The organism is Sphaerisporangium flaviroseum (assembly GCF_039537005.1).
In the GTDB taxonomy this organism is placed as follows: Bacteria; Actinomycetota; Actinomycetes; order Streptosporangiales; family Streptosporangiaceae; genus Sphaerisporangium; species Sphaerisporangium flaviroseum.
This window is the reverse complement of sequence record NZ_BAAAZR010000002.1, coordinates 863,751-887,467: the sequence shown is the minus strand read 5'-3', so window position 1 is coordinate 887,467 and position 23,717 is coordinate 863,751. Positions and strand designations below refer to the sequence as shown.

General features: G+C 70.6%; 19 protein-coding genes and 1 riboswitch. Of the genes, 8 read left to right on the top strand and 11 right to left on the bottom strand.

Going from position 1 to position 23,717, the window contains the following annotated elements; all coding sequences use genetic code 11:
- Positions 1 to 32: 32 nt before the first annotated feature.
- Positions 33 to 2,381, top strand: a complete 2,349-nt coding sequence (locus ABD810_RS10140; RefSeq protein WP_344937171.1) for a GMC oxidoreductase — start codon at positions 33 to 35, stop codon at positions 2,379 to 2,381.
- 141 nt (positions 2,382 to 2,522) lie between these two features.
- On the opposite strand, the gene ABD810_RS10135 is transcribed toward ABD810_RS10140, so the two are convergent.
- On the bottom strand, positions 2,523 to 3,164 hold the full coding sequence (locus ABD810_RS10135; RefSeq protein ID WP_344937170.1) for a DUF4142 domain-containing protein: 642 nt from the start codon (positions 3,162 to 3,164) through the stop codon (positions 2,523 to 2,525).
- Positions 3,165 to 3,324: 160 nt separating this feature from the next.
- On the opposite strand from ABD810_RS10135, the gene ABD810_RS10130 reads away from it, so the two are divergent.
- Both ABD810_RS10130 and ABD810_RS10125 read left to right on the top strand, forming a co-directional pair.
- Positions 3,325 to 3,876 carry a sigma-70 family RNA polymerase sigma factor gene (locus tag ABD810_RS10130; protein WP_344937576.1) on the top strand — a complete coding sequence of 184 codons (552 nt, stop codon included), beginning with the start codon at positions 3,325 to 3,327 and terminating at the stop codon, positions 3,874 to 3,876.
- Complete coding sequence (locus tag ABD810_RS10125; RefSeq protein WP_344937167.1) at positions 3,873 to 4,739, top strand: anti-sigma factor family protein; 867 nt, start codon at positions 3,873 to 3,875, stop codon at positions 4,737 to 4,739. The genes ABD810_RS10130 and ABD810_RS10125 overlap by 4 nt, the downstream gene beginning before the upstream one ends.
- Positions 4,740 to 4,891: 152 nt before the next feature.
- Here the strand turns inward: ABD810_RS10125 and ABD810_RS10120 are convergent, their stop codons facing one another.
- Both ABD810_RS10120 and ABD810_RS10115 read right to left on the bottom strand, forming a co-directional pair.
- Positions 4,892 to 6,379, bottom strand: coding sequence for an NADH-ubiquinone oxidoreductase-F iron-sulfur binding region domain-containing protein (locus ABD810_RS10120; protein ID WP_344937165.1), 1,488 nt, complete (start codon positions 6,377 to 6,379; stop codon positions 4,892 to 4,894).
- On the bottom strand, positions 6,376 to 6,948 hold the full coding sequence (locus ABD810_RS10115) for a ferric reductase-like transmembrane domain-containing protein (protein WP_344937162.1): 573 nt from the start codon (positions 6,946 to 6,948) through the stop codon (positions 6,376 to 6,378). The genes ABD810_RS10120 and ABD810_RS10115 overlap by 4 nt, the downstream gene beginning before the upstream one ends.
- A 463-nt stretch (positions 6,949 to 7,411) precedes the next feature.
- Between ABD810_RS10115 and ABD810_RS10110 the strand changes: the two genes are divergently transcribed.
- The gene (locus tag ABD810_RS10110; protein WP_344937159.1) at positions 7,412 to 8,158 is read left to right on the top strand and encodes a GNAT family N-acetyltransferase; all 747 of its coding nucleotides are present in this window, start codon (positions 7,412 to 7,414) and stop codon (positions 8,156 to 8,158) included.
- 17 nt (positions 8,159 to 8,175) lie between these two features.
- Here the strand turns inward: ABD810_RS10110 and ABD810_RS10105 are convergent, their stop codons facing one another.
- The 3 genes from ABD810_RS10105 to pgeF all read right to left on the bottom strand — a co-directional run bounded on the left by ABD810_RS10105 (position 8,176) and on the right by pgeF (position 11,132).
- Positions 8,176 to 8,823 (bottom strand): response regulator, encoded by a 648-nt coding sequence (locus ABD810_RS10105; RefSeq protein ID WP_344937157.1) that lies wholly within the window; start codon positions 8,821 to 8,823, stop codon positions 8,176 to 8,178.
- Positions 8,814 to 10,061 carry a sensor histidine kinase gene (locus ABD810_RS10100; RefSeq protein WP_344937155.1) on the bottom strand — a complete coding sequence of 416 codons (1,248 nt, stop codon included), beginning with the start codon at positions 10,059 to 10,061 and terminating at the stop codon, positions 8,814 to 8,816. The genes ABD810_RS10105 and ABD810_RS10100 overlap by 10 nt, the downstream gene beginning before the upstream one ends.
- A gap of 153 nt (positions 10,062 to 10,214) precedes the next feature.
- Positions 10,215 to 11,132 carry a peptidoglycan editing factor PgeF gene (pgeF, locus tag ABD810_RS10095; RefSeq protein WP_344937153.1) on the bottom strand — a complete coding sequence of 306 codons (918 nt, stop codon included), beginning with the start codon at positions 11,130 to 11,132 and terminating at the stop codon, positions 10,215 to 10,217.
- A 423-nt stretch (positions 11,133 to 11,555) separates the two neighbouring features.
- Between pgeF and ABD810_RS10090 the strand changes: the two genes are divergently transcribed.
- Positions 11,556 to 12,401, top strand: a complete 846-nt coding sequence (locus tag ABD810_RS10090; RefSeq protein ID WP_344937151.1) for a hypothetical protein — start codon at positions 11,556 to 11,558, stop codon at positions 12,399 to 12,401.
- Positions 12,402 to 12,462: 61 nt separating this feature from the next.
- Here ABD810_RS10090 and glgA read toward each other — a convergent pair whose 3' ends face one another.
- The gene (gene glgA, locus ABD810_RS10085) at positions 12,463 to 13,638 is read right to left on the bottom strand and encodes a glycogen synthase (protein ID WP_344937149.1); all 1,176 of its coding nucleotides are present in this window, start codon (positions 13,636 to 13,638) and stop codon (positions 12,463 to 12,465) included.
- A gap of 67 nt (positions 13,639 to 13,705) precedes the next feature.
- On the opposite strand from glgA, the gene glgC reads away from it, so the two are divergent.
- Positions 13,706 to 14,938 carry a glucose-1-phosphate adenylyltransferase gene (gene glgC / locus ABD810_RS10080; RefSeq protein ID WP_344937147.1) on the top strand — a complete coding sequence of 411 codons (1,233 nt, stop codon included), beginning with the start codon at positions 13,706 to 13,708 and terminating at the stop codon, positions 14,936 to 14,938.
- Between the two features lie 114 nt (positions 14,939 to 15,052).
- A complete protein-coding gene (locus ABD810_RS10075; RefSeq protein ID WP_344937145.1) occupies positions 15,053 to 15,367 on the top strand; it encodes a DUF5709 domain-containing protein in 315 nt (104 codons plus the stop codon).
- 34 nt (positions 15,368 to 15,401) lie between these two features.
- On the opposite strand, the gene ABD810_RS10070 is transcribed toward ABD810_RS10075, so the two are convergent.
- The 4 genes from ABD810_RS10070 to ABD810_RS10055 all read right to left on the bottom strand — a co-directional run bounded on the left by ABD810_RS10070 (position 15,402) and on the right by ABD810_RS10055 (position 21,218).
- Positions 15,402 to 16,526 carry a mechanosensitive ion channel family protein gene (locus ABD810_RS10070; protein WP_344937144.1) on the bottom strand — a complete coding sequence of 375 codons (1,125 nt, stop codon included), beginning with the start codon at positions 16,524 to 16,526 and terminating at the stop codon, positions 15,402 to 15,404.
- 65 nt (positions 16,527 to 16,591) lie between these two features.
- Positions 16,592 to 17,587, bottom strand: coding sequence for a ribonucleotide-diphosphate reductase subunit beta (locus ABD810_RS10065; protein ID WP_344937143.1), 996 nt, complete (start codon positions 17,585 to 17,587; stop codon positions 16,592 to 16,594).
- Positions 17,587 to 19,842 (bottom strand): ribonucleoside-diphosphate reductase subunit alpha, encoded by a 2,256-nt coding sequence (locus ABD810_RS10060; RefSeq protein ID WP_344937140.1) that lies wholly within the window; start codon positions 19,840 to 19,842, stop codon positions 17,587 to 17,589. Before ABD810_RS10060 ends, ABD810_RS10065 begins: the two co-directional genes overlap by 1 nt.
- A gap of 113 nt (positions 19,843 to 19,955) precedes the next feature.
- A riboswitch (cobalamin riboswitch) is annotated at positions 19,956 to 20,158 on the bottom strand.
- A 97-nt stretch (positions 20,159 to 20,255) separates the two neighbouring features.
- Positions 20,256 to 21,218 carry a Bug family tripartite tricarboxylate transporter substrate binding protein gene (locus ABD810_RS10055; protein WP_344937137.1) on the bottom strand — a complete coding sequence of 321 codons (963 nt, stop codon included), beginning with the start codon at positions 21,216 to 21,218 and terminating at the stop codon, positions 20,256 to 20,258.
- A 127-nt stretch (positions 21,219 to 21,345) separates the two neighbouring features.
- Between ABD810_RS10055 and ABD810_RS10050 the strand changes: the two genes are divergently transcribed.
- Positions 21,346 to 23,547: a DEAD/DEAH box helicase gene (locus ABD810_RS10050; RefSeq protein ID WP_344937135.1), complete on the top strand. Its 2,202-nt coding sequence runs from the start codon at positions 21,346 to 21,348 to the stop codon at positions 23,545 to 23,547.
- Positions 23,548 to 23,717 lie beyond the last annotated feature (170 nt).

The following is a 23,717-nucleotide window of genomic DNA, read 5'->3' as shown; positions in this document are numbered from 1 at the left end:
GGGCGACCCGGCGAACCGGGAGCACAGAACACGTGGACGCCGTGGTCGTGGGATCGGGCTTCGGCGGGTCCGTCGCGGCCTACCGCCTGGCCGCGGAAGGGCTGTCGGTGGCGGTGCTGGAGCGCGGCCGTGCCTACGCGCCCGGCATGTTCCCGCGCACCCCCGCCGAAATGGGCAAGGCCTTCTGGGACCCCGCCGAGGGGCACTACGGCATCTACGACGTATGGAGCTTCGGCGGCTGCGACTCGGTGGTCTCCAGCGGCCTGGGCGGCGGCTCGCTGATCTACGCCAACGTGATGCTCCGCAAGGACGAGCGCTGGTTCGTGCACGAGGAGCCGCTGGCCGCGGGCGGGTACGAGTCGTGGCCGGTGACCCGGTCCGAGCTCGACCCGCACTACGACGCCGTCGAGGAGATGATCGGCGCGACCCCGTATCCCCTCGACCACCCCGTCTACTCCGACACCCCGAAGACCAGGGCCATGCAGGACGCCGCCGCCGAGCTGGGGCTCGACTGGCGGCTGCCGCCACTGGCCATCAGCTTCGCTCCGATGCGGGGCGCCGAGCCCGGGCTCGGGCTGCCCATCGTGGACACCGGGTACGGCAACCTGCACGGCGTGCCGCGCAGGACCTGCCGGCTGTGCGGCGAGTGCGACATCGGCTGCAACGACGGGGCGAAGAACAGCCTCGACCACACCTACCTGTCCGCGGCCCGTCACCACGGGGCCGACCTGCGCACCCTCCACGAGGTCCGGGCGATCCGGCCGCGCGAGGGCGGCGGCTACGAGGTGAGCTACGTCCGGCACCACCCGGCCACCGAGCCGCTGACCATCAGCTGTGACCGGCTGGTGCTCGCCGCGGGCACGTACGGCACGACCTACCTCCTGCTGCGCAGCCGCGCGAACCTTCCCGGGCTGAGCGGCACGCTCGGCACGCGGTTCTCGGGCAACGGCGACCTGCTCACGTTCCTGCTGCGGGCCAAGGACCGCAGCCGCACCCGCCCCATCAACGCCAGCCGGGGGCCGGTCATCACCAGCGCGATCCGCCTGGCCGACGATGTGGACGGCACCCGTGAGACCGGCCGGGGCGCCTACATCCAAGATGGCGGCTACCCCGCTTTCATCGACTGGCTGGTCGAGGGCGCCGACGTGGGGAGCGAGATCCGGCGCGCCGCCCGCTTCATCGCGGACCGGCTGCGCGCGCTGGTCACCGGCGACACCAACCTGTCCGCCGAGATCGCCGACCTGGTCGGTGACGGCGAGCTCTCTGGCAGCTCACTCCCCCTGCTCGGCATGGGCAGGGACGTCCCTGATGGGGAACTGCGGCTGCGTGACGGCAGGCTGGACGTCCAGTGGAACTCCGAGGCCAGCGAGGAGCACTTCCAGCGCATCCGCGCGACCATGCGGCGCATCTCCGACGTGCTCGGGGCCGAGCATTCCGGCATGCCGTCCTGGCTCGGAAAGCGCATCATCACGGTTCACCCCCTCGGCGGCGTGCCGATGGGCCGTCACCCCGGCGAGGGAGTCTGCGACGCCTTCGGCGAGGTCTTCGACCACCCCGGGCTGTTCATCGCCGACGGCGCCGCGCTGCCGGGTCCGGTGGGGGCCAACCCGTCGCTGACCATCGCGGCGCTGGCCGACCGCATGTGCACCCGGCTGCTCGAACAGAGGCCCGTGGGAATCCGGCACAGGAAAGAAGGACAGACGCGCATGACCGTGGGAACCGGGCGGGTGGCGGCTGACCCGTCCGAGAAGGCGACCAGCCTCGCGGCGGCCGATCCCGCCGAACGTACATCGCTGTCGTTCACCGAGGAGATGAGCGGATTCATCGCCCTTGGGGGAAACGATCCTCGATCTGGTGACATGGCCGGACGGTCGCATGGCGACCGGTTCTCGTTCCGGCTCACCATCCGCGTCGACGACGTCGACCGCTTCCTGGCGGAGCCCGAGCATCTCGCCCGGGCGGAGGGATGGGTGGACGCCGCCGTCTGCGGGGGCCGGCGGCCGATCGAACGGGGTTGGTTCAACCTCTTCGCGCCCGGCGACACGCCGGACCGGCGTGAGATGCGTTACCGGCTGTGGTTCACCGACACCCAGGACCGGCCTCGCACCCTGTCCGGCTGGAAGGACGTTCATCACGGGCCCGCCACGCGGCTGTGGCTCGACACCTCGACCCTGTACACACGATTGTTCGAGGGTCACGTACCGGAGGGCGAGGACGACGAGGCGACGGTGGCCGGCGCGGGGACGCTGCACATCCAGCCCATGGACCTCGCCGCGACCCTGAAGAGCTTCGACCCGGAGGGCCCGCACGGAATCGCCGCGCTGGCCCGGTTCGGGAGGTTCTTCGTCGGTCAGCTCTGGGACGTCTACGGACCGGGGTGAGGCGGAAACCCCGAGGCGGCCGATCGGTGAGAGGGAGGTGGATCCCCCGCCGATCGGCCGCCGGCTCCGGGGGTTCGGCGGCGCCGGTCGCGGTCGAGAGCGATGGCTGGTGGAGCAGATGGCGTTTTGCGGCTTCGTCCCCTATTTGGAGGGGTTAGGGGAGGGAGGCGGGGGCGTGGGCAGGGCGGCGAAATCGACTCTGCCGGTGCTCTCGAGAAGCGTCATGTGCTTCATCACCACATCGACCGCGACCTGCGCGAAGGAGCGGATCTCGGCGTTCTTGGTGCCGGCGCGGACCGCGGCGACCGCCGTGAAGACCTTGCCGTGGGCCGCGCGAAGGCGGTCGGCGAAGGTCTTGTCGTATTCCTGACCCGTCTTGGTGGACAGCTCGGCCATCCACCCCTGCTGGTCGGGGTTCGGCGTGCTGGGCAGCTCGACGCTCAACTTGGCGGCGAGAGCCAGTACCTGGGCGTCCAGCTTGGTGTGGTCCTCGATCAGATGCCGGCCGACCTCTTTGACCCGGTTGCTGCCGGCGCGCTGCTGCGCCTGCTGCCCGGTCGGGATCTCCCACAGACCGGCCTGGCGGACCTTGACGAGGAAGTCCCGGTCAGCGGGTCCGAGGGGGCCGGAATCGGTGTCGCTCCAGTCGCTGGGGGACGCTCCGATCGCCGCGGTGAAGGCGTTGGGGGCGATCGTGAAGACCGTGATAGTGGCGATGACCAGGAAGCCGAGCGCCGCGATGACCTCGACGATCCGCATGGACTTGAGTTGAAGACGGCTCACCGAATGCTCTCTTTCCTTTCATGTCCCGGATCCTCCCGGCGCGCTTGCACGGGGAGGTACGGCAGCACCGCTTCGACGGTTCAACCGATGTGACGAGATTTTCGAATCTTTACGGAAGTTGCCCGATTTGCCCACGCGACGCCTGATCCACTGCCACCATGTGCCTGTGCAGCGTCATCGCAGCGTCCGGTCCCTACCGGAGGAATCGCACGACGACTCCGAAGAGCAGCTGGTCACAACGCTCTACCGCGAGTTCGGCGGCCCACTCCTTCGCAATGTGCGCAGATTGACTGGAGGCGACCAGCAATGGGCAGAGGATGTCGTACAAGAGACGGTCTTCCGCGCATGGCGGAACGCGGGCAAGCTGAACCGGGAGCCTGGCCTCCTGTGGGCGTGGTTGATGACCGTCGCCCGCAGGATCGTCATCGACACCCATCGTCAGCGCTCCGTGCGCCCGCAAGAGGTCGAACCTGACAGGCTCGACAGCGTCGCCATACCCGACGGGTCTGAGCCGATGCTGTCGGCGATGGTGGTATCGGAGGCCTTGTACAGCCTCTCGGAAGAACACCGGGAAGCGCTCGTGCAGACCTACCTCCACGACCGTACGATCAATGAAGCGGCAGAAGTGCTGGGAGTTCCGCCCGGGACGGTCAAGTCCCGGGTGTACTACGCGCTTCGCGCCCTCCAGAAGACGATGAAGGAGAGGGGGTGACCGGTCTCATGGATTCACCCCCTCACGTCGAGGTGGCCGCGTACATCCTCGGAGCCCTCAACAAGGAGGACTCCGAGGCGTTCGATCGCCACCTGCTCGACTGCGCGAGCTGCCAGGACGAGCTAATGGACATGTACGAGCTGCCAGACGCGCTGGACGTGATCAAGCGTGGCATGAAGGGGACGGTGAACGGCGCGGCCCGGGGCACGGTGAACGGCACGGGATACGGGACGGGGTACGGGACGAACGGCGCGTCACGCGGCGCTGTGAACGGCTCCCCCCACAACGGCGTGGCCAAGGACCTGTGGTCACCTCATCCGCGCCAGCGGTCCCCCGTTCCGAGCCATCGGCGGGTCGACCATCGGGCCGACAGGCACGACGATCTGGCCGAGGCCCGCGGGCGGCGCCGGCGGGCCATGTGGCTCGGCGTCGCCGCGGCCCTGGTCATCGGCATCACCGGCACGGCCACGGCCCAGCTGGTGTGGCCACGCGGAACCTCTGCCACGATCGTCGCCGCTCCTCCGGACGGCTCCACCAAGCCGGACGTCCGGGAGGGCACCAGCCCCGACACCGGGGTGAGCGGTTCGGTGGGCCTGGTCGCCAAGGGGTGGGGCACCGAGGTGGCCTTCCAGCTCAGCGGGGTCACCGGGCCCGAGCGCTGCAGCCTGATCGCCGTATCGCACTCCGGGGACACCGACGTGGTGTCCGGCTGGCGGGTGCCGCCCGGGAAGGGGTTCGGCGTTCCCGGGTTTCCCGATCCGCTGCGGCTGACGGGCGGCACGGCGCTGGCCAAGACCGAGATCGACCATTTCGAGGTACGCAGGGACGACGGGGTCCGCCTGCTTGCCATCCCCGTCGCCTGACCAAGGGCAACGGGAACGCGGGGGCCAGGCCAGGCGACGATGCCTGGCCTCGACCATCGGCATACCGCGCCCGTCCGGGCGGCGGCGACGCCGGACCCGGCCGCCGGGCCAGCCCGGGGCCGTGAACGGGGACGGGGAGTTCCTTCGATGTGCTACCGCCTGCTCTCGGTGGGCGCGGGGGTGAGCCGGAGCGCGAGCGCGGGGCACATCTCGATCGCCCTGCGCGCGTCGCCCTCGAGCCGGTTCGGCACGGACGCGGTGCTGACCACCGGGTAGCCGTGCTGGTCGAGCCTGATCAGCTCGGGTATCACCAGGGAGCACAGGCCATGGCCCTCGCACCGTGACCAGTCGAGGATGAGCTGCGCCTCGGCGGCACGGGACCCGGGCTCGGCCGGCAGCGGCAGCACGCCGCGGACCGGCAGCCCGCAGGTGCCGTACGCCGCGTGCGTCATGATGTCCTCGGCGAAGACGTCGATGGCCGACAGCACGAAACGGGCGGTGCCGTCGGGGTGGCCGCAGGCGCCCCGCCCTCTCATCGTCGCGGCGGCACGCTGCACCGCCTCGATGTGCCCGTTGCCGTCGGCGAGCGCGCCGAACGTCTGCGCCAGGTCGGGCAGGCCCATGTAGCACGGCCCGCACTGGCCGGCGCTCTGGCCTGCCATGTACCTCGCGACCCTGGCCGTCTCGCCGAGCGGGCAGGTCTCCCAGCCGAGCGGCACGACGATGCCGGCGCCGAGCGCTCCGCCCATCGCCTCGAACCCGGCGCGGGACACCTCCACCCGCTCCGCCGCCTCAGGGGTCATCCACTTGCCGTGGTAGCCGCCGAGCAGCACACCCTGGCCCACCGTGGCGTCGCACAGGTCCAGCACCTCGCGGAGCCGGACCCCGGTGGGGGTCTCCACGACCGCGGGGCGCCTTGCGGCGCCGGTGACGCTCAGCAGCACCGTTCCCGGTTCGGACGGCAGGCCGACCGAGGAGTACATGTCGACGCCCAGCATGGCCATCAGGGCGAGTTGGGCGTAGGTCTCGGCGTTCGACAGCATGGTGGGCATCCCGCCCACGCCGCTGTCGCTGGAGCGGACCTTCCTGCCGGGCGGAATGGGGCGCTCGCCGTTGATGCCTCGCACCAGCGCCCCTCCCTCGCCGGAGATGAAGCGGTCGGGCATGCGGACCACCCGTACGGTGTCCGTCATGCCGCGCTCGTGGATGGCGTTGAGCAGCGAGCGCTCACCGGGGCCGCCGTGGGCCACGCCCACGACGATCTCCACGGCCGAGAGCGCACGCGCCACCAGGTCGGCGCCGTCGAGGATCAGGTGCGGTGCCCGCGTGAGCAGCACCTTGTCCTTGTGGGCCGCGGGCTCGCCCTCGGTGGCGTTGACCACCACCGTGATGGGCGCCCCGCGCCGGCCCGCCGAGTCGATCACGGCCCTCAGCTTGCGGGCGAAGGGGAAGGCCGCGCCGCCCCGGCCGCGCAGGTCACCGAGCTCGGCCAGCGCGATCAGGTCGTCGATCGGCAGCCGGGGCATGTGACCGTGCACCCGCCGGTGGGTGTCGTAGTCGAGGCGCGGCGAGCTGTCGAGGCCCGCGGTCAGGCGACCCGGCCCGATGCGGAACACGTCCTGGACGCCGTAGGTGGTCATCGCCGTACCTCCTTTCGCAATGTGACCCAGAACTCCTCGTCGAACACGTCGTCGACGCGGATCTGCTCCGCCTTCCGCCCGATGTTCGCAGGGCGGACGACGGCGGGACCGTCCTTGGGCCCGACGGTCACGACCAGCCTTACAAGCACGACCAGCGAGACTCCTACGAGCGAGCCGACGTAACACATGGTCACCCAGTCGCCCGCGGGGCGGCCCGCGGTCAGCCCGTGCACGATGGCGACGGGCCAGGAGACGTAGGCGAGGACGTGTATCACTCGCCACAGCCACGGCCACTTGATGCCCACGAACCGCCCGCGGAAGGCGCCCGAGGCCGCCACCAGGATCATCAGATCGGAGGCGATGGTGCCGAGGCCGACCGCGAAGCCGGCGTCGCCGAACGGCAGGAACACGTCCGCCGTGACCACTCGCCCTCTGAATATCTGCAGGATGACGTGCGTGATCAGGAAACCGACGGCGAAGACGGAGAAGGCACGATGCAGTCCCTGCATGAACACGCGGTGCCGTACCGCGAGGATTATTCGATCGGTGGCGGCCAGTCCGACGACCACCGTTCCAGTCAGTCCAAGGAGAGTGAACACCCCCGAGTAGAAGATCAAAAACTGTTGTACCGACGCGAGGACCGATGCTCCGAGGAGAGCGGTTCCCGCGAGGAGCGACGTGGACGTGAACAGTCCGACCACGATTGGGGCCCGTGATCGAGACCGTTGCGGAGCTCGTCGATGTCGCGTTTGATTCATCCCGTCCTCCGCCAGATAACGCGGTACCGGCATAAACCGGACAACGTGCCGCTGGGTGCCTACCGGGATCTATCGGGACATTTGCGCGCGCGATCACACTAGCGCCTCCGCAGCCCCGCTGGTACCAGAACGTTACAGAATTTCGGTTCACTTGGCGTTGTGCTACCTGAGGGTAATACTTATACGGACAATCCCGACAAAGTCCCACATATGTCCGCAAACCACCCGAAAACTAGTGGCCAGACGCTGCCGGCCCACTCTACCGTTTCACAACGTGGAGACTCTCAGCCGTCAGACGATCACCGATCGCGTGGGCCGTCCGGTGCTCAGCTATGTCGAGGGCACCCGTGACGGACGCCCGTACGCCGACCTCGCGCAGGTTCTCGGACCAGGCGCCGTGGAGGTCATCCTCCGCGAGCTGCCGGGCTGGGTCGTCTCGGGTGACGAGGCGCTCGGCCGGAGCCTGCTCGCGGCCGGCGCGAAGCGGCTACGGCACGCGCACACCTACTCGCGCGACCTGCGCGCCGAGCCCGCGCCTCCGCAGTGGGCCGAGACGGGCTACGGCGTGGTGGCCTGTGACGCGGTGCCCGCCGCCGAGGTCTTCCCCGTGTGGCGCAGCGCCTACCCGCCCGGCCATCCGGACCACCACGCCACCGACGACACCGCCGCGCTGGAACTCGACCTCGCGCCGATGCTCGCCGGCACGTCGTACGGGCCGATGCTGCCCTGCGGCGGCCTGCTCCTGCGGGGCGAGCGCGTGGTGGCCGGGGTCCTGGTCGGCGAGCTCCACGGCGATCTGCCCTTCGGCGGCCCGTGGGTCCTGGACGTCTTCCGCGACCCGAGCCCCGAGTTCGCCGGCCTCGGCTCCGTGATGCTGCGCCGCGCCCTGGCCCTGGCCACCCTGCACGGCCTGCCCGCGCTCGGCCTCGCCGTCAGCGACGGCAACCCGGCACGGCGCGTGTACGAACGCCTCGGCTTCCGCCACACGATGTCGTCGATCACCGTGATCGTCCCTGGATGATCCGGTGACCTCCGGGGTCAGGAGCGCAGGTAGGCCAGGACGGCGAGGACCCGGCGATGCTGGTCGCCGTCGTCCGCGTACAGCCCCAGCTTGTTGAAGATGCTTCTCACGTGCTTCTCCACCGCGCCGTCGGTGATGACGAGCTGGCGCCCGATGGCGGGGTTGGACTTGCCTTCCGCCATCAGGCCGAGCACCTCGCGCTCCCTCGGGGTCAGGGAGCCCAGCGGGTCGTCTCTGCGACGCCGGACCATCAACTGCGCCACCACCTGCGGGTCGAATACGGTGCCGCCGGAGGCCACACGCCGGAGCCCGTCGAGGAACTCCTCGACGTCGGCCACCCGGTCCTTCAGCAGGTAGCCGACCGCTCCGCGCGCGTCGGCGAGCAGATCGTCGGCGTAGGAGACCTCGACGTACTGCGAGAGGATCATCACCGGCGAGCCGGGCACCTGGCGCCGGGCCTCGACGGCGGCCCGCAGGCCCTCGTCGGTGAAGCTCGGCGGCATCCGCACGTCCACGACGGAGATGTCCGGACGGTGGGCGGCGACGGACTTGACCAGCGCGTCGCCGTCGCCCACGGCGGACACCACCTCGCAGCCGAACTCCTCCAGCAGCCTCACCAGGCCGGATCGGATGAGAACGGCGTCATCGGCCACGACTACCCGCACGGAACCTCCGCAATGATCGACGTCGGCCCGCCGACCGGCGACTGCACGACCAACTCGCCGTCGACCGCCCGCAGCCGGTCGGCAAGGCCGGCCAGGCCGTGCCCCTTGGCGACGTGTGCGCCGCCCACCCCATCATCGCCGATCGCCAGCAGAAGTGTGTCACCCGTACGGCTGAGCGAGAGGGTGCACAGCCCGGCCCGGCTGTGCTTCGCGACGTTGGTCAGCGTCTCGGCCGCCACGTAGTAGATCGAGTTCTCCACGCCGGCGGTGTACCGCTCCACCGTCTGCACGTCGAGCTCGACCGGGACGGTGCAGCGGCCGGCCAGCGCCGCCAGCGCGGGCGCCAGACCGCGGTCGCTCAGGATCGGCGGGGCGATGCCCCGCGACAGCGCCCGCAGCTCGTCGAGCGTCTCGCGGGTCGCCGTGATCGCCTCCGAGAGCGTGGCGTGCGCCGCCTGCGGGTCCTTCTGCAGCTGGCGCTGGGCCCGGGAGAGCTCCATCGCCAGGTACACGAGGCGCTGCTGCGGCCCGTCGTGGATGTCCCGCTCGAGCCTGCGCAGGGCGCTCGCTTCGGCCGACACCGCGGCGGCCCGTCCCTCGGTGAGGTCGTCGATGCGCTCGTGTAACTCGGCCACCCCGGTCAGCAGGGCCCTGCCGAGCCCGGCCTGGAGCAGCGCCGCCCCCCGAACGATGCCCGGCAGGGTGATGGCGAAGACCGCGCCGAGCACCAGATAGAACGCGCTGTCGGTGAAGTAGCCCCTGCCGAATCCGAGCAGCTCGGGCAGCTGGGTGTTGCCGGGGATGTTGGAGGTGATCCAGCCGTAGAGGGGGTAGAGCAGGCCGGCCACCGTCACCGCCCACCACGTCACGGTCACCACGAACGTGACGATCGCCACGGGGAACACCACGACGCCGTGCAGCAGGTCGAGCCAGGACTGGCCGTTGGCCAGCGGCTGGACCAGCCTGCGTGCCCACCCGGCGCTCTCCGGTGGCTTCTTGTAACGCGGCCGGGCGACCGGGCGGCCGAGGATCTCGGGGAGCCAGCGCCGCTCGACGTCGGCGAAGGCCCGGGCCGCCAGCAGGGTCACGGCGAGGATGGGGAGCCCGACCCACACCACCATGGTGCCGAGCCCTGCGGCCACTCCGGCGATCAGCAGGCTGAAGCTCAAGATGGCCAGCGGCAGGCCGAGCAGGGTGTACCGGGTGTCGGTGCCAAGGTGCTTGAGTAGGGATCTCATGGTGACAAAGCTAAGAGTCCCCCACGAACCCGTTCGAGCCCGTGCGCAGGCATTGCGGGAGTAGGGACAGCCCTACCGGATACGGTCATGCGATCTCCCCTGAGTCGCGCGCCCGGGCGGAACGGGTGCCATGGTTTCCCGCAATCTACCTGGTCACGGCAGTGCTCGCTCCTGTGCCGCGTCGCGGGATGTGGGCTCGCGCCCGGCCTCCAGCCAGACATAGCCCGCGAACCGGCCGGTGAGCCGCTCCCTGCGATGAGAGTAGAGCCCGGCCGTCTCGATCGTGCAGCGGTCGTCGTGCCGGATGTCGGTGACGCCCGCCCTCCCGAGCTGGGCGGTGATGCCCGCCCGCAGGTCGAGCGCCGGGGTGCCGTGGCGGGTCACCGACCACGCCTCCGGCAGGACAGCCGCCACCTGCTCTCGCAGGGGGTGCGGCACCTCGTAGCACCTGCCGCACGCCAGCGGGCCGACCAGCGCGACCAGGTCGGCGGCGCCGTACGAGCGCATCGCCTCCACCAGCGCGGGGACCACACCGGCCGTGGTGCCGTCCCGCCCGGAGTGGGCCCCGCCGACCAGGCCCGCGACCGGGTCGGCGAGCAGGACGGGCGCGCAGTCGGCGGCGAGCACGGCGATGCCGAGCCCCGGCCGGTCGGTGAAGACGCCGTCCAGCGAGGGCGGATCGGCCCCGAACGGCTCGGCCACGTAGCGCACGTCACGGCCGTGGACCTGCCGCATGAACACGACGCCGCCCGGGTCGAGACCGAAGCCCGTGGCGGTGCGCGCGCGGTTCTCGGCCACGGCCGCGGGGTCGTCCCCGACCGATCCACCGAGGTTGCGCGTGCCGTACGGCCCGGCGCTCACGCCTCCGTGACGGTCGGTGAAGGCCATCCTGACCCGGTCGATCGCAAGCACGCGCACAGTGTACCCAGCCACCAGGACCAAGATCACGATCAGGGAGGCGGGCAGTGTCAGGTGGCCGGCCGGGTGATGGTGCCGACGCCGGCGGAGCTGTGCCCGAAGCCGATTGGTGACCAGGACGAGCGAGATCGGCAGATCGCGGACCAGCAGCACGGTCCTTGACCGTCGGCAATGGTGGATGACCGGTCCGAGGTCGAAACGCCCATATGACGACGGAACAGCGCGAAAGTCGTCATCCAGCAATTCGGCCAGGACTTTGGTTCGGAAAGCACTGTCAAGGTATGCCCCGGCGCAGAGATGTCGCGTCACATTGCTCATGCGAATAGGTTGCGCACCCGAAGGAACATGCTGTTGACCTGCTCTAGAGTTGTGGATTACCACTCACCCTCTCGCTGACGGTGACGTCGTGGCGAGTTCAGGCGCTTTAGTATTCCCATAGAGAGTGATTTCTGAAATATGGTCGTCCGGTGGCCAAGACCGCTGGAAATGCGCCGTGCGCAATATATCCCAATTATCCATTCCTAGGCATTATTCGACATTGGTGGGATTATCCGACTTTGAGGGGGAAGTGCTTTGGTGAGCGAATCCAGGTCCGGTTCTCTCTGCGGACGTTGCGGAGCCGACGCGGGGAGGCTCGCCCGGTGCCCCCGTTGCGGAGCGGCGCTCGCCTCGCCTGAGCACCCGCCCCCCGTCGCCGAACTCGATTTCCGGAGGCCGGCGAAGCGGCGGCGCGCCCGGCACGCCCGGCGGCCGATCCTGGTCCTTGCCTGCGCGGCGGTCGTCCTCGGCCTGGCGTGGTGGGCCTTCGCCGCCCGCGGCGCCGGCGGCATCGACACCGCCGCGAACCCGGAGGCCATCGGCGGCCCGGCGGGCGGCACCCCGGCCTCTCCCGCCCCTCCCGCCGACCCCTCGCGAGCCGACCCCTCGCGGGCCGAGCCCTCCCCCGCGGCGAGCGGCTCCGCCGCCGCGGGCCCCGATCGGGCCGCCGAGCAGGCGGCCCGCATCGACGACCTGCTCTCCGAGAGCAGCCACGCACGCTCGGGTCTCGGTGACGCGATCGCCGCCGTCAGCCGGTGCCGCCGCGGCGGGCTGGCGAGCATCGGCAGGATCACCGCGTCCCGCCGCGCGCAACTCGCCCGGGCGCGCGAGTCGCGGGTGGACGCCCTGGCCGGCGGCGCGCCGCTCAAGCGGGCCCTGGTCGAGGCCTTGAGCGCCTCCTACGAGGCCGACACCGCGTTCCTGTCCTGGGCGTCACGCCATCTGGAGGGCGGATGCCGGGGCACGATCGCCGGCGACCCGCGCTACCGCGCCGGCCTGGCGCGATCGGAGGAGGCCGGGGCGGCCAAGCGCCGCTTCGTCCGGGCATGGCGGCCGATCGCCGCCGCGCACCGCCTCGCCGAGCGTAAGGTCGACGAGATCTGAACCCCGGCCCGCGGGTCCGGCGCCAGACGGCACCCGACCGCCACGTGCCCGCCGGGAGACGCTACGCGAGCGTGGCGTACAACTGCTGGGTCCGGGCGGCGATGGCCGGCCAGGAGAAGTGCTCGACGGCCCGCCGCCTGCCGGCCTCGCCCATGGAGGTCGCGCGCCCGGCGTCGGACAGCACGCTGTTGACCCGCTGGGCGATGGCGTCGGCGAAGGCCGCGGGATCGCGGGGCTCGCCGTCCGCTCCCTGGTCGATGGGGACCAGCAGCCCCGTCGAGCCGTCGGCGACGACCTCGGGGATGCCTCCGGTCGCGGTCGCCACGACGGCCGTCTCGCACGCCATCGCCTCCAGGTTCACGATGCCCATCGGCTCGTACACCGACGGGCACACGAACACGGTGGCGTGCGTCAGGATCTGGATGACCTCGCTCCTCGGCAGCATCTCGGAGATCCAGATCACGCCCTCCCTGCTCTCTCGCAGCTCGCCGACCAGCCCGGCGACCTCGGCGGCGATCTCAGGGGTGTCCGGGGCGCCCGCGCACAGCACGAGCTGGGCACCGGGGGCGAACGACCGCGCCGCGCGGAGCAGGTGGACCAGCCCCTTCTGCCGGGTGATGCGCCCGACGAACACGATGTACGGCCGGGCGGGGTCGATGCCGTGCCTGAGCAGGACGTCGGTGCCCCGGTCGGGGGCGTACTCGCCCGTGTCGATGCCGTTGTGGATCACGCTCACGCGGTCGGGCGGGATCTCCGGGTAGCAGGCCAGCACGTCGCGCCGCATGCCCTCGGACACCGCGATCACCGCGTCGGCGGCCAGCAGCGCGGTGCGCTCGGACCAGGACGAGAGGGTGTAGCCGCCGCCGAGCTGCTCGGCCTTCCACGGGCGCAGCGGCTCCAGGCTGTGCGTGGTGACCACGTGCGGTGTGCCGTAGAGCAGCTTGGCGACGTGTCCGGCGAAGTTCGCGTACCAGGTGTGGCTGTGCACCACGTCGGCGCCCTCGCAGGCCGCCGCCATCTCAAGGTCGACCCCGAGCACCTGGAGCGCCGGGTTGGCGGTCTCCAGGCCGCCGGGGATGCGGTAGGCGTCCACCCCCGCCTCCTCGCGCCGGGCGCCGAAGCACCGGACCCGCACGTCGGCCAGGCTCCGCAATTCCCTTGCGAGGTACTCCACATGGACCCCGGCCCCGCCGTAGACGTCGGGTGGATATTCACGGCTCAGCAGATCGACACGCATGCGTAAAGCTTAGCGTTCTATGGTCTTTCGTCGGGTTTAGCTGGGTAAAGCCGGGTAACGTCCTCTCATGACGTCCAGAATCCTCGCGATCGTGCTGGCCGGTGGTGAGGGAAAGCGGCTGATGCCGCTCACGGCCGACCGTGCCAAGCCGGCGGTGCCCTTCGGAGGCATCTACCGGCTGGTCGACTTCGTGCTCTCGAACCTGACCAACGGTGGCTACCTCAAGATCGTCGTCCTGACCCAGTACAAGAGCCACAGCCTCGACCGGCACGTCACGCGGACCTGGCGAATGTCGACCATGCTCGGCAACTACGTCACGCCCGTGCCCGCGCAGCAGCGGCTCGGGCCACGCTGGTTCGCCGGGTCGGCGGACGCGCTCTTCCAGAACCTCAACCTGATCTACGACGAGCTCCCCGAGCACTGCATCGTCTTCGGCGCCGACCACATCTACCGCATGGACCCCCAGCAGATGGTCCGGCAGCACATCGAGTCCGGGGCCGAGGTCACGGTCGCCGCGATCCGCCAGCCGCTGTCGATGGCCGACCAGTTCGGCGTGATCGAGACCGACCCCGCCGGGCACCGGATCGTGGCGTTCCGGGAGAAGCCCACCGACGCCATCGGCCTGCCGGACGCCCCGGACCAGGTCTACGCCTCGATGGGGAACTACGTCTTCAGGACCCAGGCGATGATCGACGCGCTGAGGGAGGACGCGCTCGACCCCAGCAGCAAGCATGACCTGGGTGGGAACATCATCCCCATGTTCGTGAAGTCGGGCACCGCCGAGGTCTACGACTTCGCCGACAACGTGGTCCCCGGCTCCTCCGAACGGGATCGCGGCTACTGGCGGGACGTCGGGACCCTCGACGCGTACTACGACGCGCACATGGACCTGGTGTCCGTGCACCCGGTGTTCAACCTCTACAACGACCACTGGCCGATCTACACCGGCCACGACCCGCTCCCGCCCGCCAAGTTCGTGCACAACGAGGGCGACCGGATCGGGCACGCCGTCGACTCGCTGGTGTCCCCGGGGGTGATCGTCTCTGGAGGGATGGCCTCGCGCTCGATCCTGTCCCCCGGAGTGGTGCTGCACTCGCACTCCCAGGTCGAGGACTCGGTGCTCATGGGATGCGTCAAGGTCGGCAAGGGTGCGATCGTCCGCCGCGCGATCATCGACAAGAACGTCGTGATCCCCGATGGCGCCAGGATCGGCGTGGACCTGGAGTACGACCGCTCCCGTTTCGCCGTGACGCGAGAAGGCGTGGTCGTGATCGGGAAGAACGAGGTCATCGAGAGGTAGCCGGGCGGCACCGGCCCGCGGCGCGAGGGTCCCCTCGGTGAGATCTAGCCTATGGTGATCGATTTCATGACCGCTCATGGGCCGGAAATTGCCATACATGGGTAGGGCACAGATATGACCGAAACCAGACGCGGGCCCGACGACATGGGCGATGACGAGCAGTTGACCGAAATCGAGGAATGGACCGAGAACCTGCCCATCGGTCACGAGATCGTCGAGGACGATCCCGGGGAGCGGGACGGCATCTCGCGGCGGGTGTGGCAGGAGGCTCCCAGCCGCGATCGCGTCCCGCGCGAGGAGCATCGGTTCGTGGCCCCGGACGAGGGCGCCCATTCCGACGTGGACGCCGAGGAGTACGCCCAGGAGATCGGACCGGACGACGGCGACCTGTCCGCCGAAGAGCGGGCGATGCACATCGAACCCGACTAAACAGCCCGCCCCGGCCAACTGACCGGCGCGGGTCCTAGCCCGCGATCCGATCGTCCGTACGGGTGTCGCCGGCCCTCTCCGCCTGCGGCCGGGCGGAGCCGCCCGGGCCGGAGCCGGTGACGCGTTCGGTCGGCAGGTCCTGAACGCGGAAACGCGGCAGCGCCTGGGGATGGTTGTCGCGGATGTAGGCGACCAGGTGCTCGCGGATGTCGCACTTGAGGTCCCACACGCTCGGCGCGTCCGAGGCGCTCATCAGGGCCCGCAGCTCCACCAGGCCGTTGGGCTGGACGTCGGTCACCTGCAGGATCCAGTCCTTCTGGTCCCACAGCGGGTGCTCGCGCAGGCGCCGGTACAGCTCCGTCCTGATCTCCTCGACGGGAACGGACCAGTCGACGCTGAGCGTCACGTGGCCGATGACGCGGCTGCCGTGGCGGGTCCAGTTCTCGAACGGGGTGGTGGTGAAGTACGAGACCGGCAGGATGAGCCGCCGTTCGTCCCACAGCCGCAGGACGACGTACGTCAGGGTCAGCTCCTCGATGCGGCCCCACTCCCCGTCGACCACCACGACGTCATCGAGCCTGATGGCGTCGCTGAAGACGAGCTGCAATCCCGCGATGAGGTTGCTCAGCGTGGACTGCGCGGCGATGCCCGCCACCACGCCCGCGATCCCCGCCGAGGCCAGCAGCCCCGCGCCGAGTGCCCGGACGGCCGGGAAGCTGAACAGCACCGCGCCGGCGGCCACCACGATGATGACCGCCGCGGCGGCGCGCCTGACCAGCGTGATCTGCGTGCGGATGCGGCGCGCCTTCTTGTTGCCGTCGCCCTCGACCGTGCCGAGCCTTTCCAGCACCACGTCGGTCACCGCGTACGCGGCCTGGATGACCAGCCACGCGACACAGGCGATGATCAGCACGGTGATGGTCTGGCGCACCGCGTAGTCGGCGACGATGCCGGTCATGCCCGGCGCGTAGACCGTGTTGAACGCGGTCACGCCCGCGGTCGCGAACCCCGGCCACGTGCACCGCTCGACGATGGGACCGGCCAGGGAGAAGCTGCCGTTCACGCGGCGGGATCGGAGCAGCCGCCTGAGCAGCTCGACCGACACGATCGCCGCGAGAACGACGACCACCAGGGTGATCCAGTTGAATGCCGGCGACACGGAGGGCGGCTCCTTTCGTCGTCTTTTCTACCGTGCGCCCGAGAAAGGGGGAATCGCGGGGTCCGCTAGAACGCCTCGTCGAGGCTGACGCTGCCCTCCACCGCCATCTGGTAGGCGGAGACCCTGCGCTCGAAGAAGTTGGCCAGCTCCTGCACGTCCTGCAGCTCCATGAAGGCGAACGGATTGGCCGTACCGTACCGGACGGGCATCCCGAGCCGCACCAGGCGGTGGTCGGCGACGTATTCGAGGTAGTCCCGCATCTGGTCCGCGCTCATCCCGGCCAGGCCCTCCCCGCACAGGTCACGGGCGAACGCCAGCTCGGCGGCCACCGCCTCCTCGATCATCCGGGTCACCTGGGCGGCCAGCTCGTCGTCGAACAGGTGCGGTTCCTCCGCCCGTACGGTGTCCACGACCGAGAAGGCGAACTCCATGTGCATGGACTCATCGCGGAACACCCAGTTCGTCCCGGTCGCCAGCCCGCCCAGGAGGCCACGCGAGCGCAGCCAGTACACGTAGGCGAAGGCCCCGTAGAAGAACAGGCCCTCGATGCAGGCGGCGAAGCAGATCAGGTTCAGCAGGAACGCCCTGCGGTCGTCCCGGGTCTCCAGGCGGCTCAGCTCGTCGATCGAGCCGATCCACCGGAAGCAGAATTCCGCCTTGTCCCTGATCGAGGGGATGTGCTCCACCGCTGCGAACGCCTTGGCCCGCTCGTCGTGGTCGGGCAGGTAGGTGTCCAGCAGCGTGAGGTAGAACTGCACGTGCACGGCCTCCTCGAAGAGCTGCCGCGACAGGTACAGCCGCGCCTCGGGGGCGTTGATGTGCTGGTAGAGGTTGAGCACGAGGTTGTTGGCCACGATCGAGTCGCCGGTCGCGAAGAACGCCACCAGCCGGTTGATCAGGTGCCGCTCCCCCGCGCTCAGCCTGGCCAGGTCGGCGAGGTCGGACTGCAGGTCCACCTCCTCGACCGTCCAGGTGTTGCGGATCGCGGCCCGGTAGCGCTCATAGAATTCCGGATACCGCATCGGCCGCAGCGTCAGGTCCATCCCAGGGTCGAGCAGCATCACTGGCAGGCCTCGCAGATCTCGGGGTTCTCCAGGGAACAGGCGACGGCCTCCGGATCGAGCACGGCGACACGTGCCGGCACGACATCCAGGGGCGGGGGCGCCGCGCCGGCCTCGGCGGCCACGGTGGTCTGCGCGATGCGCGTGGCCGGGCGCGAGCGCAGGTAGTACGTGGTCTTCAGCCCGGCCCGCCAGGCATAGGCGTACATCGACGAGAGCTTGCCGATGGTCGGGGTCGCCATGAACAGGTTCAGCGACTGCGACTGGTCGATGTACGGCTGGCGCGCGGCGGCCAGGTCGATCAGGGCCTTCTGCGGCAGCTCCCAGGCGGTGCGGTACAGCCTCTGGAGGTCCTGAGGGATCGAGGGGACGTCCTGGATGGACCCGTCGGCGCGCTTGACCGCGTCCCTGACCTGCGGCGTCCACAGCCCGCGCTCCTGGAGGTCCCTGACCAGGTAGCGGTTGACCTGGAGGAACTCACCCGACAGGGTCTCGCGCTTGAACACGTTGGACACCTGCGGCTCGACGCACTCGTAGCACCCCGCGATGGAGGCGATGGTCGCCGTGGGGGCGACGGCGAGCAGCAGGGAGTTGCGCAGGCCGGTCGCCGCGATCCTGTCGCGCAGGAGCGCCCACTCCTCCGGGTGGACCGGATCCGCCGCCGGGAAGTGGTCCAGGTGCAGCACTCCCCCGGCCGCCCGCGTGTCGGCGTACGAGGGGTGCGCCCCGAGCGCCCCGGCCAGGTCGGCGGAGGCCCCATAGGCGGCCAGCGCCATCTCCTCGGCGATCCGCGTGGACAGCGCGAGCGCCTCGGGCGAGTCGAAGGGCAGCCGCAGCGCGAAGAAGACGTCGGCCAGGCCCATCACGCCGAGCCCGATCGGCCGCCAGCGCTTGTTGGCGGCCTCCGCCTGGGGCGTCGGGTAGAACCCCCGGTCGATGGACCTGTCGAGGAACCGGACGGCCGTGGCCACCGTCGAGCGCAGCCGTGCCCAGTCGACCCCTCCCCGCTGGAGGTGGGCGGCGAGGTTGACCGAGCCGAGGTTGCACACGGCGGTCTCGGCGTCGCTGGTGACCTCGAGGATCTCGGTGCACAGGTTGGACAGGTGGATGACGTTCTCGGGCCTGGCCGTCTGGTTGGAGGCGCGGTTGGCGGCGTCCTTGAAGGTCATCCAGCCGTTGCCCGTCTGGGCGAGCGTGCGCATCATGCGGCCGTACAGGGTCCTCGCGGGCAACTGGCGGACGTACCGCCCGGCGGCCTCCGCCTCCCGGTACCTCGCGTCGAACTCGGCGCCCCACAGGTCGACCAGTTCCGGGACCTCCTTGGGGTCGAACAGCGACCACACGCTGTCGGCCTCGACCCGGCGCATGAACTCGTCGGGGATCCAGTTGGCCAGGTTGAGGTTGTGCGTGCGGCGCGCGTCCTCACCGGTGTTGTCGCGCAGCTCCAGGAACTCCTCCACGTCGGCGTGCCAGGGTTCGAGGTACACGCAGGCCGCGCCCTTGCGCCGCCCGCCCTGGTTCACCGCCGCGACGCTCGAGTCGAGCGTGCGGAGCCACGGCACGATGCCGTTGGAGTGCCCGTTGGTGCCCCTGATCAGCGAGCCGCGCGCCCGTACCCTGGTCCAGGAGATCCCGATCCCGCCTGCGTACTTCGACAGCCGCGCGACCTGGCCGTACCGCTCGTAGATGGCCTCCAGCTCGTCGCGGGGCGAGTCCAGCAGGAAGCAGGAGGAGAGCTGGGGCCGCCGCGAGCCGGAGTTGAACAGCGTCGGCGAGCTCGGCAGGTACGACAGAGTCGTCATCAGCCCGTACAGCTCCGCGGCCTCGGCGACGGTGCCGGCGAGCCCGCACGCCACGCGCAGGAAGAAGTGCTGCGGGGTCTCCAGCACGCCCCGGGTGACGGGGTGGCGCAGCAGGTAGCGATCGTAGACCGTCCGCAGCCCGAAGTACTCGAAGCGCGCGTCCCCTTCCGGGTCGGTCAGGTCGTCGAGCACGGTGGCGTTGTTCCGTACGAACTCGGCCAGGTCATCGTGGACCAGCCCGGCCTCGTGCGTGGCGGCGACCGACTCCGAGAACGACCGCACCCCGTGCGCCGCCGCCTCGGCGGCGATCTCCTCGGCCAGCAGACGGGCGGCGACCCGCGAGTTCGCGGGATCGGCGATGACCCGGGCCGCGGCCTCCTCGATGGCCAGCCGCCGGCCCTCCCGGGTCGTATCCTCCTGAGACGGCAGCGGCAAATCGCGTGTCACGGTCATGTGCTCTCCTCATAGCGTTCGGATCCTCGCTTGAGCGCACGCGTCGGAGCACGACCGCAGGCCTCGCCGCACGGGCACGCCGGTCACCCCCGCCGCGGCCCTCCCTCGAGGCCTGGACGACAACGTCACCGGCAGGTCTTCGGACTCGCGGGCGCTCTCACGTCCTGCCTACTGGCCGTCGCTTCCCAGGCCGCCGCGCGGCCCAGTGCTGTATGACGGCGGTCGTTCCCGCTCACCGCTGCGGGGCAGCCCCGGAATCACACCAGGTTCCCTCTTACGCCGCTCCAAAGAGCGAACCAGCAACGGTCAGGATCCTACATGTAGTGGCGCCCCCAACAACAACCCCTAGAAGTTGTGTCCGGTGTGGTAATCCAGGGTCACGATGCCCCGTACCGCACAGGGGCCGTCCGGCGTCAGACGCGAAGGCCGAGGTCCCCCAGCGCCCGGCTCAGCCGGTTGGATTCGATACGCAGCCACTGCCGGAAATCCTCGCCCTCCAGGTACAGCGGGGTCCATCCGTTACGCGCGCAGGTCTCTCTCCAGCGGGCCGACCCGGCGAGCTCGTGGCACAGGCCGACCAGGGCGTCACGGTCGTCGTCGGGCAGGCGGCCGACCCCGAGCAGGCCACGCCAGTTCGCGCAGTACAGATGCACATCGCACTCCAGCAGCGTCGGAGCCTCCACCCCCTGGATGCGGTCGGGCGAGGACACCGCGAGCACGTGCAGCTCTCCGGCCTGGACCCGCCGCCGTACTCCGGCGTGGCTGGAGAGCACCGCCCTCACCCGCCCGCCCTTGAGCGCCGTGATCGCCTCCTCGCCGGAGGGGTAGGCCACGTACTGGAGCAGCCGCGCGTCCACGCCGAGGCTCTGGGCGAGCATTCCGAACAGCATGTGGTCCACGCAGCCCGCCGCCCTGCCCGCCACCGCGAGGGCGGCCGGGTCCCGCCTCATGGCGTCGGCGAACGCGCCGAACGACGCCAGGCGCGAGGTGACGGGAACGACCAGCACCTCCCACTCGCCGCAGAGCCTGGCCAGCGGCGTGGTGCCGGAGAAGGCGCCCGCCGGCCGGACGGCCCGCACGGTGGCGACCAGCTCGGGCTCGGCCATCAGCAGCCGGCCGGTGGTGCGCGCGCGGGCGAACTCCGCCAGAGCGGCGTGCGCCGGGCGGTTGACCACCTGCACCCGGCCCGCCAGCGACTCCCGCTCGGCCACCCCCTTGAGCGAGCGCGCGACCCTGTCCGAGTCACCCCCGTACGGGCCGGGGACGACCATCGAGAGCGGCATCGAGGCGAGCTTGCGCGCGTCGGTGGCGCTCCCGCATCCGGCGGCCAGCGCGACGAGCCCCGTACCGAGCGCGAGCACCTGGCGACGACGCATGCTTCACGCCCTTTCCCCCCATATCTGGCTAAATGCCCATTTCGATGGCCGTACACACGAGTTGAGGCGGACGGCGCCGCGAACGTGGAATCATGGCACCCGGACGGCGGTGGGGAAGGGCAGAGATGTGAGCACGGTCGAACAGGAGGGGGCGGCGTTCACGGGCAAGGAGGTCAGGGCTCTCCTCCTGGAGGGCGAGCGGCTCCTCGCGGCGGCACGCACCCTGCTCGCCGACCACACACGCGTCCGCGCCGACGTGCACGAGGCGTTGTCCTCGCTCCGCGCCGATCTGGCCCGCGACGACCTGGCCGCGATCCCCCTCGCGCGGCTGAAGGACGTCACCAACGGGCGGTTGCGCCTCGGAGCCCTGGAACAGGCCGGGTACACGACGGTCCAGCACGTCCTGGACGCCACCCCCTACGCTCTGCAACTCGTCCCCGGGATCGGCGCGCACACCGCGAGCCAGGTCCAGGCCGCCGCCAGGCAGATCGCGCGAGCGGCCGAGGAGACGGTCGGCATCCAGATCGACGTCGAGCGGCGCGACCCCGCCACCACGGCGATGCTGGTCGCGTTGAACCGCCTGGTCACCGCCGGTCCCGACCTTCCGCGGGCGTGCGAGGCCGCCAGGGGCGTCATCGAGCGGCTGACGCCGCTCCTGCCCGCCGCGCGTGCCGCGCGAGGACGGCTGCGGATGCTGTTCACGAGCAGGCAGGGCCGCGAGCGGGCCTGGGAAGCCGTCGCGGACATCGCCGCCCTGCTCGCGGAGGCGGGCTCGGGCGGCACGCGCCTGCTCATCTCCCAGGCCACCACCGACCTGCTCCGCCCGCCGGTCTCGGCGACCGAGGCGTGGATCGACTTCGAGATCCAGTCGCCCGAGTACTACAACCTGCTCGCCGAGATCGCGGCCCTCGAACCCGACCGCGTCGCCTCCGAGGGCTTCCTTCCCGGCGAGGTGTCCGCGCGGGTCAACGCCCAGGCGCTCGACGACACCCACCGCAGGGTCTCGCTGCGCGGCTACCAGGCGTTCGGCGCCCGTTTCGCCCTCGCCCAGCGACGGGTGATCCTCGGTGACGAGATGGGCCTGGGCAAGACCATCCAGGCCATCGCCGCGCTCGCGCACCTCAAGACCGAGGGCCGCACGCACTTCCTGGTCGCCTGCCCGGCCAGCGTCCTGATCAACTGGTCACGCGAGATCGAGACGCGCAGCACGCTGAAGGCCTACCGAGTCCACGGCACCGACCGGCCCGCCGCGCTGGCCGAGTGGGCGCGGAACGGCGACGTCGCGGTGACCACCATCGACGCCCTGCACCGTCTGGAGCTCCCCGGCGACGTCACGCTCGGGATGCTCGTGGTCGACGAGGCGCACTACGTGAAGAACCCCGCCGCCCGCCGGTCCCAGGCGGTCGCCGCCTGGTGCGCGCGTACCGACCGGGTGCTCTTCATGACTGGAACCCCGATGGAGAACCGCGTCGAGGAGTTCCGCAACCTGGTGGGCTACCTCCAGCCCGAGCTGGTCCCCGGCATCCACGCCGGCGACGCCGCGGCGGGCCCGCAGGCGTTCCGCAGAGCCGTCGCTCCGGCCTACCTGCGCCGTAACCAGCAGGACGTCCTGGCCGAGCTGCCCGAGCTCGTCCACGTCGACGAGTGGGAGGAGCTGAGCGCGGCGGACACGGAGGCCTACCGCGAGGCCGTGGCCGCCGGGAACTTCATGGCCATGCGCCGCGCCGCCTACGCCGACCACGAGAAGTCGGCCAAGCTGGAGCGGCTGCGCGAGCTCGTCGTCGAGGCGGCCGACAACGACCTCAAGGTGGTCGTCTTCTCCTACTTCCGCCACGTCCTCGCGGCCGTCCAGCGGGTTCTCGGCGACGGTGTGCACGGTCCCATCTCGGGCGGCCTCACGGCGGTCCGGCGCCAGGAGGTGGTCGACGAGTTCACCGCCGCCACCGGCCACGCCGTGCTGCTCAGCCAGATCCAGGCGGGCGGCATCGGCCTCAACCTCCAGGCCGCCTCGGTCGTGATCATCTGTGAGCCGCAGGTCAAGCCCACCATGGAGAGCCAGGCGGTCGCGCGGGCGCACCGCATGGGACAGGTGCGCAAGGTCCGCGTCCACCGCCTCCTGGCGGCCGACAGCGTCGACCAGCGCATGCTGGAGATCCTGCGCCGCAAGAGCTCGCTGTTCGACGAGTACGCCCGGCGCAGCGACCTCGCCGAGGCCAGCTCCGAAGCCGTCGACATCTCCGAGCAACTCCTGGCACGCGAGATCGTCGAAGCCGAGCAGCGCCGCCTCGCCCTGTCTCCCCACGTGCCCACGGCCCACGACGCGCCCTGACCCCGCGCCGCTCCCCTGTCGCCCCGCGTGCCGAAGCGTTCAGGGTGGCCGCACTGGCCGCCGTTTTCCCCCGTGCGGGGGACGCGGTTCCCGTGCCGGGGGGAGTCGCCGGCACGGGCCCCGGCGCGAACGTGGGTGGTGCGGATCTCCCGCACCACCCGCCAAGGGGG

What these genes read in the sequence shown, in the direction of transcription:
- ABD810_RS10120 (WP_344937165.1), bottom strand. Translation starts at nt 6,379, where the DNA reads ATGACCACCTACGGCGTCCAGGACGTGTTCCGCATCGGGCCGGGTCGC.
- ABD810_RS10100 (WP_344937155.1), bottom strand. Translation starts at nt 10,061, where the DNA reads ATGAGATCCCTACTCAAGCACCTTGGCACCGACACCCGGTACACCCTG.
- glgA (WP_344937149.1), bottom strand. Translation starts at nt 13,638, where the DNA reads ATGCGTGTCGATCTGCTGAGCCGTGAATATCCACCCGACGTCTACGGC.
- glgC (WP_344937147.1), top strand. Translation starts at nt 13,706, where the DNA reads ATGACGTCCAGAATCCTCGCGATCGTGCTGGCCGGTGGTGAGGGAAAG.
- ABD810_RS10075 (WP_344937145.1), top strand. Translation starts at nt 15,053, where the DNA reads ATGACCGAAACCAGACGCGGGCCCGACGACATGGGCGATGACGAGCAG.
- ABD810_RS10065 (WP_344937143.1), bottom strand. Translation starts at nt 17,587, where the DNA reads ATGCTGCTCGACCCTGGGATGGACCTGACGCTGCGGCCGATGCGGTAT.
- ABD810_RS10060 (WP_344937140.1), bottom strand. Translation starts at nt 19,842, where the DNA reads ATGACCGTGACACGCGATTTGCCGCTGCCGTCTCAGGAGGATACGACC.
- ABD810_RS10055 (WP_344937137.1), bottom strand. Translation starts at nt 21,218, where the DNA reads ATGCGTCGTCGCCAGGTGCTCGCGCTCGGTACGGGGCTCGTCGCGCTG.